14 protein-coding genes are annotated in these 16,623 nt (G+C 34.6%); 12 read left to right on the forward strand and 2 right to left on the reverse strand.

Translation table 11 applies throughout. The features are described 5' to 3' along the window. Window positions 1-254: 254 nt before the first annotated feature. On the reverse strand, window positions 255-1,631 hold the full coding sequence (pdxR, locus tag KA883_RS07670) for a MocR-like pyridoxine biosynthesis transcription factor PdxR (RefSeq protein ID WP_145381424.1): 1,377 nt from the start codon (window positions 1,629-1,631) through the stop codon (window positions 255-257). Between the two features lie 97 nt (window positions 1,632-1,728). Between pdxR and pdxS the strand changes: the two genes are divergently transcribed. Together pdxS and pdxT are read left to right on the forward strand one after the other, a co-directional pair. Further along, entirely contained in the window at window positions 1,729-2,616 is an 888-nt protein-coding gene (pdxS, locus tag KA883_RS07675; protein WP_046207699.1) for a pyridoxal 5'-phosphate synthase lyase subunit PdxS, read from the forward strand. Window position 2,617: 1 nt separating this feature from the next. Further along, on the forward strand, window positions 2,618-3,193 hold the full coding sequence (gene pdxT / locus KA883_RS07680; protein ID WP_046207698.1) for a pyridoxal 5'-phosphate synthase glutaminase subunit PdxT: 576 nt from the start codon (window positions 2,618-2,620) through the stop codon (window positions 3,191-3,193). A gap of 59 nt (window positions 3,194-3,252) precedes the next feature. On the opposite strand, the gene KA883_RS07685 is transcribed toward pdxT, so the two are convergent. After that, window positions 3,253-4,467: a NupC/NupG family nucleoside CNT transporter gene (locus KA883_RS07685; RefSeq protein WP_046207697.1), complete on the reverse strand. Its 1,215-nt coding sequence runs from the start codon at window positions 4,465-4,467 to the stop codon at window positions 3,253-3,255. A 156-nt stretch (window positions 4,468-4,623) separates the two neighbouring features. Here KA883_RS07685 and KA883_RS07690 point away from each other — a divergent pair, with 156 nt between their 5' ends. The 10 genes from KA883_RS07690 (at window position 4,624) to KA883_RS07735 (ending at window position 16,620) form a co-directional block, all read left to right on the forward strand. Further along, entirely contained in the window at window positions 4,624-5,085 is a 462-nt protein-coding gene (locus KA883_RS07690) for a CtsR family transcriptional regulator (protein ID WP_019468588.1), read from the forward strand. A gap of 24 nt (window positions 5,086-5,109) precedes the next feature. Continuing rightward, entirely contained in the window at window positions 5,110-5,661 is a 552-nt protein-coding gene (locus KA883_RS07695; RefSeq protein WP_046207696.1) for a UvrB/UvrC motif-containing protein, read from the forward strand. Continuing rightward, the gene (locus KA883_RS07700) at window positions 5,654-6,664 is read left to right on the forward strand and encodes a protein arginine kinase (protein WP_046207695.1); all 1,011 of its coding nucleotides are present in this window, start codon (window positions 5,654-5,656) and stop codon (window positions 6,662-6,664) included. Before KA883_RS07695 ends, KA883_RS07700 begins: the two co-directional genes overlap by 8 nt. An 11-nt stretch (window positions 6,665-6,675) precedes the next feature. Then, window positions 6,676-9,138 (forward strand): ATP-dependent Clp protease ATP-binding subunit, encoded by a 2,463-nt coding sequence (locus KA883_RS07705; RefSeq protein ID WP_046207694.1) that lies wholly within the window; start codon window positions 6,676-6,678, stop codon window positions 9,136-9,138. A 350-nt stretch (window positions 9,139-9,488) separates the two neighbouring features. After that, window positions 9,489-10,859: a DNA repair protein RadA gene (radA, locus tag KA883_RS07710; RefSeq protein WP_210139940.1), complete on the forward strand. Its 1,371-nt coding sequence runs from the start codon at window positions 9,489-9,491 to the stop codon at window positions 10,857-10,859. Window positions 10,860-10,933: 74 nt separating this feature from the next. Continuing rightward, entirely contained in the window at window positions 10,934-11,995 is a 1,062-nt protein-coding gene (locus KA883_RS07715; RefSeq protein ID WP_046207692.1) for a PIN/TRAM domain-containing protein, read from the forward strand. 433 nt (window positions 11,996-12,428) lie between these two features. Next, window positions 12,429-13,883, forward strand: a complete 1,455-nt coding sequence (gltX, locus tag KA883_RS07720; RefSeq protein WP_046207691.1) for a glutamate--tRNA ligase — start codon at window positions 12,429-12,431, stop codon at window positions 13,881-13,883. Between the two features lie 323 nt (window positions 13,884-14,206). Next, window positions 14,207-14,848 (forward strand): serine O-acetyltransferase, encoded by a 642-nt coding sequence (cysE, locus tag KA883_RS07725; RefSeq protein ID WP_046207703.1) that lies wholly within the window; start codon window positions 14,207-14,209, stop codon window positions 14,846-14,848. Then, a complete protein-coding gene (gene cysS / locus KA883_RS07730) occupies window positions 14,832-16,232 on the forward strand; it encodes a cysteine--tRNA ligase (protein WP_210139941.1) in 1,401 nt (466 codons plus the stop codon). Before cysE ends, cysS begins: the two co-directional genes overlap by 17 nt. A 1-nt stretch (window position 16,233) precedes the next feature. Further along, complete coding sequence (locus KA883_RS07735) at window positions 16,234-16,620, forward strand: Mini-ribonuclease 3 (RefSeq protein ID WP_046207689.1); 387 nt, start codon at window positions 16,234-16,236, stop codon at window positions 16,618-16,620. The last annotated feature ends 3 nt before the right edge of the window (window positions 16,621-16,623 follow it).

The raw sequence follows: 16,623 nt of genomic DNA on the forward strand, positions 1-16,623 counted from the left end.
GACCGAGAGGTCTCTTTTTTTACATAAAAGGAGCTTAACTTCCCAGTTCGAAGAACTGTAAACTGACAAAAGAAAGCGTTTGAAGCTGACGAAGTAAACGAGAGACGAAATGAGCTTACAAGTGGTAAGTGAGTGAGGAAAGCGTGAAATAGTAAAAGGAATGCATGAGCAAAAACTCATGCATAAGTCACACTATTCCAATAGCATGTACATTCATAAGAAATATAAAAGTCAAACTATCAATAATATATATACTAGACTGTCAGTGTTTTGATTAGTGCGTCTGTATGTTTTTTGAGTTGGGATATCGGAATACCACCGAAACCTAGAATAAATTTAACTGTGTTTTGATCACTATCATATTTACTAAATGGTATTATATTTAAATCATTTTCCTTTGCACGTTCTAAGCATTGCCCCATAGTCAAATGATTTTTGACAGTGAGTGTAAAATGCATACCAGCTAAAGCACCATCTATTTTTAATTGCGATTGATAAGGCGTTAATGCATTTAAAATTGTTGTTAGTTTATGGCGATACACGTTCCTCATTTTATTAAGATGCCTTTCAAAACTGCCTGATTTCATAAAGAGTGAAATCATTTTTTGTGTATGTGCGGGCACTGTGTTTCCTTCTTTATTTGCCAAGTTGTCATATTTTGAAAGTAAATTATTTGGTAAAACTAAATATGCAATTCGACAGCTTGGAAATAATGATTTGGAAAAGGTACTAATATATATGACTTTATCTTTAGTGTCTAAACTTTGTAGAGCAGGTATTGGTTTGCCGAAGTAGCGAAACTCAGAATCATAATCATCTTCAATAATGTATCTATCAGTACTTTGTTGTGCCCAATTGATGAGTTGGGTTCTTTTTTTTAAACTCATAACATAGCCTGTGGGGAATTGGTGTGATGGCGTGACATATGCGATATTATTATTGGATTTCTGAAAGGACGTAATTTCTATTCCTGTACTATTTACAGGTACTTGAAGATAAGCAATTTGCTTTTTATCTAGTACTTGCTTAATGGGTGGATAACTAGGATTTTCTATTAAAAAACGACCGTCATTTAAAATGTCAGTTAAAAGATTTATTAGTTGTTCTGTTGAAGAACCGATGATAATTTGTTCAGGTCTACAGTTAACGCCACGACTATTAAATAAGTAATGTGCAATTTCTTGTCTTAATGAAATCTCGCCTTTTGAATTAACATGTTGTAGTAAATCAATTTCTTCATCTTCAAATGCATCTTTTGCATATTTTCTAAATTGTTTCATAGGGAAGTATTCTGCATCAATCTCTGATAAATTAAATGCCAGTGAACGGACTGATTGTGTCACTTCATGATTATTTTTTGAGTAATTATGATGTTGGGATTGGTCCATATTTCTTGCGATAACAGGAAGCGTTTCTATATCTGAAACAAAATAGCCTGAACGCGGTTTGGAGTAAATATATCCTTCATCTAATAAGAGCTGATACGCATGTTCAATTGTTGTATTGCTTACAGATAAATGTTGGCCTAATGCACGTTTAGACGGAAACTTATCTTCAGATTTGTATTGACCTTCTATGATTTGTTGTTTTAAATTTTCATATAAATTAATATAGAGATGATTTTTAGACAATAAACTGACCTCCTAAATTATTTTGAAAGTGTACCTTTTTAAATACCAGTTTATCTTTTAAAATGAATTTAATCAACTAAGTAAAGGGGTAAATAAAATGTCTAAATTTACTGGATCAGAAAGAGTCAAAAGAGGAATGGCTGAAATGCAAAAAGGCGGCGTCATCATGGACGTTGTCAATGCTGAACAAGCGAAGATTGCGGAAGAAGCAGGGGCAGTTGCTGTAATGGCGTTAGAACGTGTTCCTTCTGATATTAGAGCAGCTGGTGGTGTTGCTAGAATGGCAAATCCTAAAATTGTTGAAGAAGTAATGAATGCTGTTTCTATACCTGTCATGGCTAAAGGTCGTATTGGTCATATAACAGAAGCACGTGTACTAGAAGCAATGGGTGTTGACTATATTGATGAATCAGAAGTCTTAACACCAGCTGATGAAGAGTACCACTTACGTAAAGATACTTTTACAGTACCATTTGTTTGTGGCTGTCGTAATTTAGGTGAAGCAGCGCGTCGCATAGGTGAAGGAGCGGCAATGTTACGTACGAAAGGTGAACCTGGTACTGGTAATATCGTTGAAGCTGTTAGACATATTAGACAAGTCAATGCTGAAGTGAGTCGCATAACAGTTATGAATGATGATGAAATTATGACGGAAGCTAAAAACATAGGTGCACCTTTTGAAGTATTAAAATCAATTAAAGAAAACGGTAAATTGCCAGTAGTGAATTTTGCAGCTGGTGGTGTAGCAACACCTCAAGACGCTGCTTTGATGATGGAATTAGGTGCAGATGGTGTATTTGTTGGTTCTGGTATTTTTAAATCAGAAGATCCTGAAAAATTTGCAAAAGCAATTGTACAAGCTACGACGTATTACCAAGATTATGAATTAATTGGTAGATTAGCTAAAGAGTTAGGTACAGCAATGAAAGGTTTAGACATTAATGATTTGTCACTAGAAGAACGTATGCAAGAGCGTGGTTGGTAATATGAAAATAGGTGTTTTAGCTTTACAGGGTGCTGTGAGAGAACATTTGAAGCATATTGAATTAAGTGGATACGAGGGTATTGCCATAAAACATGTGGAGCAATTAGAGGAAATTGATGGGCTCATACTACCTGGTGGTGAATCGACAACGTTACGTCGTTTAATGAATTTATATGGGTTTAAAGAAGCATTACAACAATCTGAATTACCTATGTTTGGCACTTGTGCAGGGCTTATAGTTATGGCAAAAGATATTGTTGGTGAAGAAGGATATCTCAACAAATTAGATATTACAGTCCAACGTAATTCATTTGGCAGACAAGTAGATAGTTTTGAAAGTCATTTAAATATTACTGGCATTGCAGAAGATATAGAAGGGGTATTTATCAGAGCCCCTCATATATCCCAAGTCCATGGGAATGCCACAATATTGAGCTCGATTGGTGAGAAAATAGTAGCAGTTCAAGAAGGACGCTATTTAGGTGTTTCTTTCCATCCAGAGTTAACAGAAGATTATCGCGTAACGCAATATTTCATTGAACATATTGTAGCAAAGGCTACAATTGAGCAAGTTTAATATAACGTAAAAAAGCAGGTCAATTCCAAAATGGATTGACCTGCTTTTTGTCAGTTTAATTAGATAAAGAAACCTGCGATTGCTGCAGAAATAAATGACACAAGTGTGGCACCAAATAAAAGTTTTAAACCAAAACGTGCTACCATATCACCTTTTTCATTATTAAGCGATTTGATTGCGCCAGAAATAATACCAATAGAACTAAAGTTAGCAAAAGATACAACAAAGACAGAGATTACACCTTTTGCGTGTTCACTGATATTTTTAACTTCATTTAAGCTTTGCATGGCTACAAATTCATTAGATAGTAATTTTGTTGCCATAATAGAACCAGCTTGAACAGCATCGTCCCATGGTACCCCAATTAAAAATGCTAATGGTGCAAATATAAATCCAATTAAAGTTTGGAAATCCCATGTAATACTTCCACCTGAAGCTGCAGTGAAAATAGCACTTACAACACCGTTTAACAAAGCGATAATTGCTATATAACCAATCAGCATCGCACCAACGATTACAGCAACTTTAAACCCATCTAAAATGTATTCCCCTAACATTTCGAAGAAGGACTGTTTTTCCGTCTCACTTTCTTCAACGATTAATTTATCTTCTTTTACATCTACTTTATATGGATTAATAATAGAAGCAATGATAAACCCGCCAAATAAGTTTAGTACTACTGCAGTAACTACATATCTAGGCTCGATTAATGTAAAATAAGCACCGATAATAGAAGCCGATACCGTAGACATCGCGGAAGCAGTCAATGTATAAAGACGTTGTTTAGGGATATGTGCTAATTCTTTTTTGAGTGAAATGAAAACCTCTGATTGACCCAAAATTGCTGCTGCTACCGCATTATATGACTCTAAGCGACCCATCCCATTTACTTTAGAAATGGCTAAACCTAAATAGTTAATAATGAATGGCAATATTCTTGTGTATTGTAAGATACCAATTAATGCTGAAATAAAAACGATTGGTAATAATACATTGAAGAAGAATGGAGGATTTTTAGGATCTACAAATTCAAATCCACCAAATACAAAATTGACACCTTCAGCAGCTTTAGCTAATAAGTAATTAAAGCCATCTGAAATGCCACCAATGACCGTAATACCAAATTTTGTTTTTAATAATATAAAAGCAAATACAAGTTGTATTATGAGTAATAAGCCAATGTATTGCCAGCGAATATTTTTTCTGTCAGAACTAAAGAGTAAAGCTAACCCAAGAAACACAGCAATACCAATTAAACCGATAATAATATGCATAATAATTCATCCCTTTAAATTTTTTCTTAACTCCTATAATACAATAAACAAGCGCTTACTTACATCCAAAATTGAAAAAATTTAAAACATATTGGTTGAAAAAGGTCAAAGTTGGTCATATAATATAGTCAAAGAAGGTCAAAAGAGGTGATAATCATGCATAACATGTCCGACATCATAGAACAGTACATTAAAAAATTATTTGAAGACACCAATGAAGACGTTGTTGAAATTCAACGTGCCAATATTGCACAGCGGTTTGACTGTGTGCCTTCTCAACTAAACTATGTGATCAAAACACGTTTTACAAATGAACATGGTTATGAAATAGAAAGTAAAAGAGGTGGCGGTGGTTATATTCGAATCACTAAAATTGAAAACAAAGATGAAACAGGTTACATTAATCATTTACTTCAACTCATCGGACCATCTATTTCACAGCAACAAGCTTATTACATCATAGATGGTTTATTAGATAAAGCATATATCAGTGAACGCGAAGCAAAAATGATTTACGCTGTAATCGATAGAGAAACTTTAAAAATGGATGTATTATCAAGAGATATTATACGTGCTAATATAGTGAAACGAATATTACATGTAATAAATTATTATTAAAGAAATTAAGAGAGGTGTTTGGTCGTGCTGTGCGAAAATTGTCATTTAAATGAAGCAGAAGTAAAGTTAGCAGTTAAAGGGCAAGATGGTGTACATGAAAAATGGGTTTGTGCCACATGCGCACAAGGCGGTAACCCATGGACTCAAAACCAACAAATGCAGTCACAAGATGACATTGAAGGTGCGTTTGTAGTAAAACAAATATTACAACATTTAGCAGCGAAACACGGTATTGATTTCGATGAAATTGCATTTAAAGAAGAAAAGAGATGTCCTACTTGTCAAATGACATTAAAAGATATTGCGCATGTTGGTAAATTTGGTTGTGCAGACTGCTACGCAACTTTTAAAGATGACATTGTCGATATTGTACGACGTGTACAAGGTGGTCAAATCGAACACACTGGAAAAACACCACGCTCTTCACATAGAAAGTTAGCTTTGAAAAAACAAATAGAAGAGAAAACAACTTATTTAAATCAGTTAATTGAAGAACAAAATTTTGAAGAGGCTGCAGTTGTTAGAGATGAAATTAAGGCATTGAAAGAAGACAGCGAGGTGAAACATGATGAGTAAGAATGATATCAGCACCCACATTAGTGAGTGGATGAGAGACGAAGCAGAAAGTCCAATCGTAATGTCTTCGAGATTGCGTTTGGCTAGAAATTTAGAAAATCATGTACACCCTTTGATGTTTGCATCCGAACAAGATGGTAATAGAGTGATAAATGAAGTTCAAGATGCGCTTCCTAACATGTTTATACAGAGATTAGACACGATGGACCAGCAGAGTAAATATAAACTTGTTGCGAAACATCTTATCAGTCCCGAGTTAATAAAAAGACCTGCTGCTGCAGTACTTTTAAATGAAGATGAATCTTTAAGCATTATGGTTAATGAAGAAGATCATATACGAATTCAAGCCATGGGAAATGATTTATCATTACAAACATTATATGAAAAAGCTTCCGCACTGGATGACACATTAGACAGTGAGTTAGATGTAAGTTTTGATGAAACACTCGGTTATTTAACAACATGTCCGACGAATATCGGTACTGGTATGAGAGCCAGCGTAATGTTACATTTACCGGGACTTACGATTATGAAGCGGATGAATAGAATCGCTCAAACAATCAATCGTTTTGGATTCACAATAAGAGGTATCTATGGCGAAGGTTCCCAAGTATACGGTCACATTTATCAAATTTCCAATCAACTGACGCTTGGAAAAACAGAAGAAGAAATTATTGAAAGTTTAACTGAAGTAGTACAACAAATTATTAACGAAGAGATGCAAATTCGCGAACGACTTAGCAAGCATAATAAAATTGAAACTTTAGATAGAGTATATCGTTCGTTAGGTATCTTAAAATATAGTAGACTAATATCTATGGAAGAAGCATCATTTAGATTAAGTGAAGTGAAATTAGGTATAGATTTAGACTATATTGATTTAAAAGACTTTAAGTTTAATGAGTTGATGGTTGCTATTCAATCACCATTCTTATTAGATGATGAAGATGATAGAACAGTTAACGAAAAAAGAGCAGATATTTTAAGAGAACATATAAATTAGGAGGTCATGCTATGTTATTTGGTAGACTGACAGAACGTGCACAACGTGTATTGGCACATGCTCAAGAAGAAGCAATTCGCTTAAATCATTCAAATATAGGAACAGAACATTTACTTTTAGGTTTAATGAAAGAACCAGAAGGTATTGCAGCAAAAGTGTTGGAATCCTTTGATATTACTGAAGAAAAAGTAGTAACAGAAGTTGAAAAATTAATTGGTCACGGTCAAGAACAAATGGGTGCGTTACATTACACACCACGTGCTAAAAAAGTTATTGAATTATCAATGGACGAAGCAAGAAAATTACACCACAATTTCGTTGGTACCGAGCATATATTACTTGGTTTAATTAGAGAAAATGAAGGCGTAGCTGCACGTGTTTTTGCTAATCTAGACTTAAACATTACGAAAGCACGCGCGCAAGTAGTGAAAGCTTTAGGAAGCCCTGAAATGAGCAATAAAAATGCACAGGCAAACAAATCTAATAATACACCAACTTTAGATAGTCTTGCTCGTGACTTAACAGTAATTGCTAATGATGGCACGTTGGATCCTGTTATTGGCAGAGATAAAGAAATCACACGTGTCATTGAAGTGTTGAGTAGACGTACAAAGAACAACCCAGTATTAATTGGGGAACCAGGTGTCGGTAAAACGGCAATTGCTGAAGGTTTAGCACTTGCAATTGTTAATAATGAAGTTCCTGAAACACTTAAAGGTAAACGTGTGATGTCATTAGATATGGGAACAGTCGTTGCTGGTACGAAATATCGTGGCGAATTTGAAGAACGTTTGAAAAAAGTAATGGAAGAAATTCACCAAGCAGGTAATGTCATTCTGTTCATTGATGAGCTTCACACATTAGTAGGTGCTGGTGGTGCAGAAGGTGCAATTGATGCATCAAACATCTTAAAACCAGCATTAGCCCGTGGCGAATTACAATGTATCGGTGCGACTACACTAGATGAATATCGTAAAAACATTGAAAAGGATGCTGCGTTAGAACGTCGTTTCCAACCTGTTCAAGTAGATGAACCAACTGTTGAAGATACGATTGAAATCTTAAAAGGATTACGTGATCGTTATGAAGCACATCACCGCATCAACATCTCTGATGAAGCTTTAGAATCAGCAGCAAAACTAAGTCATCGCTATGTTTCTGATCGTTTCTTACCAGATAAAGCGATTGACTTAATTGATGAAGCAAGCTCAAAAGTAAGACTAAAAAGTCATACAACACCACCAAACTTAAAAGAGTTGGAACAAGAAATTGAGCAAGTGAAAAATGAAAAAGATGCAGCTGTACATGCACAAGAATTTGAAAATGCAGCTAATTTACGTGATAAACAAACTAAATTAGAAAAACAATACGAAGAAGCAAACAATAATTGGAAAAATAGCCAAAACGGTGCGAACACATCCTTATCTGAAGAGGATATCGGTGAAGTTATCGCTGGTTGGACTGGCATTCCATTAACAAAAATTAATGAAACAGAATCTGATCGCTTGCTTAACTTGGAAGATACGTTACACAAACGTGTCATTGGTCAAAAAGAAGCAGTGACATCAATCAGTAAAGCAGTAAGACGTGCAAGAGCAGGATTAAAAGATCCTCAAAGACCAATAGGTAGCTTTATATTCTTAGGGCCTACAGGTGTCGGTAAGACAGAATTAGCACGTGCACTAGCAGAAACAATGTTTGGTGAAGATGACGCAATGATTCGTGTTGACATGAGTGAGTTTATGGAAAAACATGCTGTCAGTCGTTTAGTAGGAGCGCCTCCAGGTTATGTTGGTCATGATGATGGCGGTCAATTAACTGAAAAAGTAAGACGCAAACCATATTCAGTTATATTATTTGATGAAATCGAAAAAGCGCATCCTGATGTATTTAACATCTTGTTGCAAGTATTAGATGATGGACATTTAACAGATACTAAAGGTCGTCAAGTAGACTTCCGTAACACAGTGATTATTATGACATCTAACGTGGGTGCGCAAGAATTGCAAGATCAACGTTTTGCTGGATTTGGTGGCGCATCAGAAGGTCAAGACTATGAATCTATCCGTAAAACAATGATGAAAGAATTGAAAAATGCTTTCCGTCCAGAATTCTTAAACCGTGTAGATGACATCATTGTATTCCACAAACTGTCTCAAGATGAGTTGAAAGAAATTGTAACAATGATGGTAAATAAACTTACAGATCGTTTATCAGAACAAGATATTGATATTATCGTTTCTGATGCAGCTAAAGAACGCATCGCTGAAGAAGGATACGATCCAGAATATGGTGCGAGACCACTTATTCGAGAAATCCAAAAAACGATTGAAGATAACTTAAGTGAGTTAATCTTAGACGGCAATCAAATTGAAGGTAAAAATGTTTATATCGACCATGACGGTAAGGAATATAAATATAACATTAAAGATAGAACAGAAGATGAAAAAGAAAAAGAAACTTCTGAATCATAAAATTAGATAAATCAATATAGGTCATAGTGCCAAAGCGTTTCTCAAGTATTTATTTCAACCTTGAGAAACGCTTTTTTAATTTCAAAAACTACGATACAGTATGGTGAAAGTATGATATGACCTTGTAGGCTAATTTGGATATCAATAAAGTATATCTTTTTGATGGTGCTATAGGCATAATAGTGTTATTTTTAAAAATAGATTTTTGCAATATATTCATTTATATATTACAATATAAAGCTATTTATTTAGCATATAAAATATCAAAATAAATCATTTGTAAATAAAATTTGTTTTTACATAAACATAGGTATAAAATAGATTTGTTCAATAAAGATGGAGGTGCAGTTTTGGCCAAAAAGAAAGTGATTTTTGAATGCATGGCATGTGGTTATCAGTCACCTAAATGGATGGGGAAATGTCCTAACTGTGGTGGATGGAATCAAATGGAAGAAATCATAGAACAGAAATCGACAAGTCCGAAATATGGTGTGCGCAGTCGTGAAAATACATCCAAAGTACAGAAGTTAAATGATATAAAGCATGAGACAACACCACGTGTTAAAACGAATTCAGCAGAGTTTAATCGAGTGCTTGGTGGCGGGATCGTTAATGGTTCACTTGTGTTGATTGGTGGCGATCCAGGTATCGGTAAATCAACACTATTGCTTCAAATATGTGCAGCGTTATCACAAGAGAAAAACGTTTTATATATAACTGGTGAAGAATCATTAAATCAAACAAAATTAAGAGCAGATCGATTAGATGAAGATTCAAGTCATTTAAATGTATTTGCAGAAACAGATTTAGAAGTGATACATGAAACAGTTAAACAATTGAAGCCTGATTTGCTTGTTGTAGATTCTATTCAGACTATTTTTCACCCTGAAATCAGTTCTGCACCCGGTTCGGTATCTCAGGTGAGAGAGAGTACACAGAGCTTGATGAATATAGCTAAACAACTAAATATCGCGACGTTTATTGTTGGTCACGTTACGAAAGAAGGTCAGATTGCGGGACCTCGTTTGCTAGAACATATGGTAGATACGGTGCTTTATTTTGAAGGTGATGAGCATCATGCTTATCGGATTTTAAGAGCGGTAAAAAATCGCTTTGGCTCTACAAATGAAATGGGTATTTTTGAAATGAAACAGAGTGGATTGAAAGGTGTTAAAAATCCTTCAGAAATGTTTTTAGAAGAACGGTCTACAAATGTTCCAGGTTCGACAATCGTGTCTACTATGGAAGGTACGCGACCATTATTAATTGAGGTTCAAGCGTTAGTGACACCCACAACATTTAATAATCCAAGACGTATGGCGACAGGAATAGATCACAATCGTTTAAGTTTGTTAATGGCTGTATTAGAGAAAAAAGAAAATTATTTACTGCAACAACAAGATGCCTATATTAAAGTAGCTGGTGGCGTAAGATTAACAGAACCTGCTGTTGATTTAGGAATCATTATTGCTACTGCCTCAAGCTTTAAAGATTTAACTGTAGATGGCTTAGACTGTTTTATCGGCGAAGTTGGTTTAACAGGGGAAGTGAGACGTGTTTCTCGCATTGAACAACGTGTACAAGAAGCGGAAAAATTAGGTTTTAAACGCATTATTATTCCTGAATCTAATATTGGGGGTTGGGAATTCCCGAGCAACATTAAAGTCATTGGTGTGACAAATGTCCATGAGGCATTAAAATATGCCTTATCAAAACATTGATCAACGACATTTATTTAAATGGTTACATGGCTTATGAAGTCATAATAGCTTTCATGCGAAAGGAGCGTTAGCATTTGAACATGATAAGACTCATTGTAATCTTGTGCTATATCATATTGGGCGCAAGTTTAGGCGTGTATCTTATTCCAGAGATTATTGCAGATGCTGGATTGAGTCATTTCATGCTACTTACAAATAATTATTTCAATGGACTACTAGGGATTATACTGTTTTTTGCTATCTTTGGTTGGTTTATTAAGAAAGTAACTTTAGCAATGAAAGATTTAGAACAAATGATTATGCGTCAAAGTGCGATAGAAATATTGTTTGCCACAATTGGGCTCATTATAGGTTTGCTTATTTCTGTAATGATTTCATTTATTTTCCAAATTATTGGCAACAACGTGTTAAATCATTTTGTACCAATCATTGTTACAATCATATTGGGGTATTTAGGATTTCAATTTGGTTTACGTAAACGTGATGAAATGCTTTTGTTTTTGCCAGAAAATATGACGCGTTCTATGGCTATGAATACACGTAATGCGATGCCAAAGGTGATTGATACGAGTGCAATTATAGATGGACGTATTCTAGATGTTTTAGAATGTGGCTTTGTAGATGGTGAGATTTTAATTCCACAAGGTGTGATTAATGAATTGCAAGTTATTGCGGATGCGAATGATAGTGTGAAGAGAGAAAAAGGTCAAAGAGGCTTAGATATGCTTAATGCATTACACGATGCACAGCACCCTACACGTATTATTCAACCTACAAAATCACACAGTGATATAGACGCTATGTTAATTAAACTCGCGCTGCATTATAGAGCTCAAATTATCACTACAGATTTTAATCTGAACAAAGTTTGTCATATACAAGGCATTCAAGTACTCAATGTTAATGACTTATCAGAAGCCATTAAGCCAACAGTCCATCAAGGTGATCGACTTAACTTATTGTTAACTAAGATGGGTAAAGAAGCTGGACAAGCAGTGGGTTATTTAGAAGATGGTACGATGGTAGTTGTAGACAATGCTAAAAAACATATTGGCGAACACATTGATTTAGAAGTCGTCAGTTTATTGCAAACATCTTCGGGTCGGATTATTTTTGCTAAAAAAATATTGAAATAGCAGTTAGGTTTCATATGAAATGTAGCAACTACAGTTACAGTTTCACATGAAACCTTTTTTACGTAAAAACACTGAATGACCAAGTGACAAAAGAATTCATTTATAAACAATTAAATTTAAGCGTGGTAATATCATAATCAGCTTTAAAGTGCTACAATAGATAGCGAAATTGTATTACTATATTTAGAATTATGCCGTGGAATTAAAAACAAAAAATGTTTGATTTTAATATAGTGATGCTTTAAAAAATGATGAGCTATGATATTATAAGTAAGCGAATAAGCAATATACTTTAAATGCTGAAACATTATTTTTTAATATGAACTTCATTGGATTCGTATTGATATATTACTGTGTGTAATAGATAGACACAGTAAAAATGAAAGCAATGAAATTGAAAATAAAAAATTAATTTTAAACAGGAGTGAACATAATGAGTAATCGTGTAAGAGTTAGATATGCGCCAAGTCCAACAGGTTATTTGCATATTGGTAATGCAAGAACTGCATTATTTAACTATTTATTTGCTAAACATTATGATGGTGATTTTGTAATACGTATAGAAGATACAGATAGCAAACGTAATTTAGAGGATGGAGAATCATCACAGTTCGATAATCTAAAATGGCTAGGTATTGATTGGGACGAATCAGTAGATAAGGATAAAGGTTATGGCCCTTACCGTCAGTCAGAACGTGCTGAAATATACAACCCGCTTATTCAACAATTATTAGATGAAGATAAAGCATATAAATGTTATATGACTGAAGAAGAGTTAGAAGCGGAACGTGAACAACAAATTGCGCGTGGTGAAATGCCGCGTTATGGTGGTAAACATGCACATTTAACAGAGGAAGAACGTCAACAATTTGAAGCAGAAGGACGTAAACCTTCTATTCGTTTCCGCGTTCCAAAAGATACAACTTATAAATTCGATGATATGGTTAAAGGCGAAATTTCATTTGATTCAAACAATATGGGAGATTGGGTAATTGTTAAAAAAGACGGTGTACCAACATATAATTTTGCCGTAGCTGTTGATGATCATTACATGGAAATTTCAGATGTTATACGTGGCGACGACCATATTTCAAATACTCCAAAACAATTAATGATTTATGACACATTTGGTTGGGAACCACCAAGATTTGCACATATGTCACTAATTGTAAATGAAGAACGTAAAAAATTAAGTAAACGTGATGGCCAAATCCTTCAATTTATTGAACAGTATAGAGACTTGGGTTACTTACCTGAGGCCTTATTCAACTTTATTACGTTGTTAGGTTGGTCTCCGGAAGGTGAAGATGAAATCTACTCTAAAGAAGAATTTATCAAAATCTTCGACGAAAAACGTTTATCTAAATCACCTGCATTTTTCGATAAACAAAAATTAGCTTGGATTAACAACCAATATATGAAACAAAAAGATACTGAAACAGTATTTGAACTTGCTTTTCCACATTTAGTAAAAGCAGAATTATTGCCTGAAAATCCTTCTGAAGAAGATAAAGCGTGGGGTCGTAAACTGATTGCACTTTATCAGAAAGAAATGAGTTACGCTGGAGAAATTGTTCCGTTATCTGAAATTTTCTTCCGAGACGAACAAACACTAGGTGAAGATGAGCAAGAAGTTATTAATGGTGAACAAGTTCCAGAACTAATGAATCATTTATATGGCAAATTAGAAGCATTAGAACCTTTTGAAGCTGACGAAATTAAAAAAACAATTAAAGAAGTTCAAAAAGAAACAGGTATCAAAGGTAAGCAATTATTTATGCCGATACGTGTAGCTGTAACTGGACAAATGCACGGACCAGAACTGCCAAATACAATTGAAGTTTTAGGCAAAGACAAAGTGCTACAACGCTTAAAAAAATACGTTTAATGCATAGTGTGAATAACATAGATTAAATGTATAACACTTGAAAAATTACAAGTTACCAACTATTATAATATGTGAATGAGCTAAAGGATTAGTATGCAATGGTATGTGTCAAGAGAGTGTGCGGTCGCTGTGAGCACAACACAAAAATTGTTGAATGCACCTTTAGTTTGATGAATTGAATAATGCAAATGAGTCAATATAAGTTGTATTGCTATGTGATTGAGGAATCAGCTTATTAAAAAAGAGTGGAACCGTGCAAAGCACCTCTAACAGTATGATGTTGGAGGTGCTTTTTTAATAAGGAGGTCGCAACCTTGTTTGAAATTTTGAAAAGAATCAAAGATGATGTAAATATGGTGTTTGAGCAAGACCCAGCAGCACGTACAACATTAGAGGTAGTTACATCTTATGCTGGTGTACATGCAGTATGGAGTCACTTAGTTGCACATGCTTTATATAAAAAGAAAAAATATGTATTAGCCAGATTGATTTCTCAAATCACACGTTTTTTTACTGGAATAGAAATACATCCAGGTGCTCAAATTGGCAAGCGTTTATTTATTGACCATGGTATGGGCGTAGTGATAGGAGAAACATGTAGGATTGGTGATAATGTCACAATCTATCAAGGCGTTACTTTAGGTGGGACAGGTAAAGAGAAAGGGAAGCGTCATCCTGATATTGGAGACAATGTTTTAATTGCAGCAGGAGCAAAAGTACTCGGTAATATTAAAATCAATTCAAATGTTAATATTGGCGCAAATTCCGTAGTGTTAAACTCGGTACCTAGCTATTCTACAGTGGTTGGTATACCAGGGCATATCGTAAAACAAGACGGAAGAAGAATTGGCAAAACATTTGATCATCGTAATTTACCTGATCCAATTTATGAGCAATTAAAACAATTAGAGAAACAACTTGAGAAAACAAGAAATGGAGAGATTCAAGATGATTACATTATATAATACACTCACACGTCAAAAAGAAACGTTTAAGTCAATAGAACCAGGTAAGGTTAAAATGTATGTTTGTGGACCAACTGTATATAATTACATTCATATTGGAAACGCAAGACCTGCAATTAACTATGATGTTGTCAGAAGATATCTTGAGTACCAAGGTTATGAAGTGATTTACGTTTCAAACTTTACGGACGTAGATGATAAATTAATAAAACGCTCTAAAGAATTAAATGAGCCTGTAAACACAATAGCTAATCGCTATATTGATGCATTTTATGAAGATGTGGGTGCATTAAATGTCAAAAAAGCGACTTCAAATCCAAGAGTCATGAATCATATGGACGATATTATTAAGTTTATAAAAGAACTTATTGATGAAGGCTATGCATATGAAAGCGGTGGCGACGTTTATTTCAGAACACGTAAGTTTGAAGATTATGGTAAATTAAGCCATCAATCGCTGAACGATTTAAAAGTAGGTGCGCGAATTGAACAAGGGGAACAAAAAGAAGACGCTCTAGATTTTACGTTATGGAAACAAGCAAAACCGGATGAAATCAGTTGGGATAGTCCATTTGGCAAAGGTAGACCAGGCTGGCATATTGAGTGTTCAGTGATGGCTTATCACGAGCTAGGTGCAACAATTGATATTCATGCGGGCGGTACAGATTTACAATTCCCTCATCATGAAAATGAAATTGCACAATCTGAAGCACATAACCATGCCCCATTCGCAAACTATTGGATGCACAATGGTTTCATTAACATAGATAATGAAAAAATGAGTAAGTCATTGGGCAATTTTGTCTTAGTGCATGACATTATTAAAGAAATTGATCCGGACGTCTTACGCTTTTTCATGATAAGTGTACATTATAGAAGTCCAATCAACTATAATATGGAACTTGTTGGGGCAGCTAAAAGTGGGTTAGAACGTATTCGCAATAGTTATCAAGCCATTGAAGAACGTGAAACAATTGCAACTAATATTGAAACACAAAATCATTATATTGATGAAATCAATCAAATATTAGACCAATTTGAAACGGTTATGAACGACGATTTTAATACGGCTAATGCCATTACAGCTTGGTATGATTTATCAAAATTAGCGAATAAATACGTATTAGAAAATACGACATCTACTAAAGTGATTGCACGATTTAAAGAAGTGTATCAAATCTTCAGTGATGTCTTAGGCGTTCCTTTAAAAGCATCAAACAACGATGAATTATTAGAAGAAGATGTTGAAGCGCTCATTGAAGAACGAAATCAGGCGCGACAAAACAAAGATTTTGCACGTGCAGACGAAATCCGTGACCAGTTAAAAGAACAAAATATTATTTTAGAAGATACGCCACAAGGTGTGAGATTCAAACGTGGTTAATATGGATAATAAGTTATTAAATCCATTAACTTTGGCATATATGGGTGATGCAGTATTAGATCAATTCGTAAGAGAGTACATTATATTGAAGTTAAAAGCTAAGCCCAATCGACTACACCAAGAAGCCAAGCGTTACGTATCTGCAAAAAGTCAGGCACAATCGCTTGAGCACTTATTAGAAAATAACTGGTTTACAGCGGAAGAATTAGATATTGTTCGTCGTGGTAGAAATGCGAAGAGTTATACTAAGGCGAAAAACACAGATATTCAAACTTATCGAAAAAGTTCGGGTTTAGAAGCAATCCTCGGATTTTTATATCTAGAAAAAAATCAAGAGCGACTCACCACGTTGCTTGAACGCATCGTAAAAAATGTAGATGAAAGGTAGTGA

This window comes from Staphylococcus sp. GDY8P54P, from assembly GCF_017892645.1.
In the GTDB taxonomy this organism is placed as follows: domain Bacteria; phylum Bacillota; class Bacilli; order Staphylococcales; family Staphylococcaceae; genus Staphylococcus; species Staphylococcus ureilyticus.

Bases quoted from the DNA above. Each gene is read 5' to 3' on its own strand.
- KA883_RS07735 (WP_046207689.1), top strand. From the start codon at position 16,234: ATGGATAATAAGTTATTAAATCCATTAACTTTGGCATATATGGGTGAT.
- KA883_RS07690 (WP_019468588.1), top strand. From the start codon at position 4,624: ATGCATAACATGTCCGACATCATAGAACAGTACATTAAAAAATTATTT.
- pdxS (WP_046207699.1), top strand. From the start codon at position 1,729: ATGTCTAAATTTACTGGATCAGAAAGAGTCAAAAGAGGAATGGCTGAA.
- pdxT (WP_046207698.1), top strand. From the start codon at position 2,618: ATGAAAATAGGTGTTTTAGCTTTACAGGGTGCTGTGAGAGAACATTTG.
- KA883_RS07705 (WP_046207694.1), top strand. From the start codon at position 6,676: ATGTTATTTGGTAGACTGACAGAACGTGCACAACGTGTATTGGCACAT.
- cysS (WP_210139941.1), top strand. From the start codon at position 14,832: ATGATTACATTATATAATACACTCACACGTCAAAAAGAAACGTTTAAG.
- KA883_RS07700 (WP_046207695.1), top strand. From the start codon at position 5,654: ATGAGTAAGAATGATATCAGCACCCACATTAGTGAGTGGATGAGAGAC.
- gltX (WP_046207691.1), top strand. From the start codon at position 12,429: ATGAGTAATCGTGTAAGAGTTAGATATGCGCCAAGTCCAACAGGTTAT.
- KA883_RS07685 (WP_046207697.1), bottom strand. From the start codon at position 4,467: ATGCATATTATTATCGGTTTAATTGGTATTGCTGTGTTTCTTGGGTTA.